The following is a 1,167-nucleotide window of genomic DNA, read 5'->3' as shown; positions in this document are numbered from 1 at the left end:
AGCCTGTCCTGATCAATATCCAAGGTATCAGTAAAAAACTGCCAGATATCATCATTTTCCAGTGTGAATGTCTGTGCTTCCATGATGGCATTGCGCACTTTAATCAGATGAATACCGGTCAATTCCCGCTCTGCAATTTCCACCAGTTTTTCTTTATTTTCCCCATGCTCCAGCTCAATCTGAGTTAATATCTGGTTACGATTCAGACTGCCGGCGTTTTTACGCCGGTCTTTTAAACGCAATTCCTCGGCATTGGTTTTTTCAACCCATTTGTTTTCAGATTCTGACCATTGGCTATATGGAGGTGGCACAATTGAGGTAACAGTATCAGGAAAGGCTCCTAACTCTCTATACACGATTTCTTCTCCGGTTGTTTTGAGATAAACCTTCTGTCCGCGAAAATCGTCGATTGTCGATACATTTCCGGTCACCGTAAAATATCCGTCCGCGTTTCGCTTTCCGGTTACGATAAATGTCTGATTTTCTAATAAAACCGGCAATTTACTATTTGCTATAACTGAATTTAACGGAATACTTGGTGTGCAGGCATCCAGATAATCTGCTTCTCGTAAGGTTTCAGGTATCAGCTCTTTCGTCTCGTTATTGTATGAATATATCTGCATCACATATCTTTCTAAATTCTGGTTGCAATCAGCATGGCAATGTTTACCGGTCGCGTTTCGTCCGCCCAGTTGCCCTCGTCCCCGTAACTGCCATCTTTTAAAGTTTTAGCTGGCTTATCAGTCGTACTTGATGGAATTTTATTTGACTTACCCCACGTCCAAACATCATCCGGAATAGCCCATTCATTTCCATTTGCACTTGTTGAGGTTGGCAAATAATGGCTATGACCTTGAATACTATGATTTTGAAAACTATTTATATTTCTTAGTCTGTCCATACCCCGGCCATCGTCTAAGCCCCGTAAAAAAACACCTCTAAGATCGGCAATGTTAATAACATTATTTGTTATTAAATCAGGATATAATAAAGCCAGCCGCCAAAACTTGTCTTTGTGCAGATTGCCGTCATTCCGGTATTTAATCAGTCCTTCACGAATGGTAGTTGCAGGCAAATAAATTGGACTGCCGGTTTCAGGGAAAGACAACCACCGGCCAATTTTTAACCAATAATATGGTTTGGTCTGGTCTGCATTCTGCCATCCGC

2 protein-coding genes are annotated in these 1,167 nt (G+C 41.5%); both read right to left on the bottom strand.

Annotated features, from left to right (window positions below):
* Positions 1-623, bottom strand: a 623-nt coding sequence (locus tag GYY70_RS02160) for a hypothetical protein (protein ID WP_370521133.1), incomplete at its 3' end; no start/stop codon positions are given.
* Between the two features lie 11 nt (positions 624-634).
* Positions 635-1,167, bottom strand: a 533-nt coding sequence (locus GYY70_RS02155) for a hypothetical protein (RefSeq protein ID WP_304944916.1), incomplete at its 5' end; no start/stop codon positions are given.

It is taken from the genome of Snodgrassella sp. ESL0324, assembly GCF_013344955.1.
Taxonomy (GTDB): Bacteria; Pseudomonadota; Gammaproteobacteria; order Burkholderiales; family Neisseriaceae; genus Snodgrassella; species Snodgrassella alvi.
This window is presented reverse-complemented; position numbering and strand designations above follow the sequence as displayed.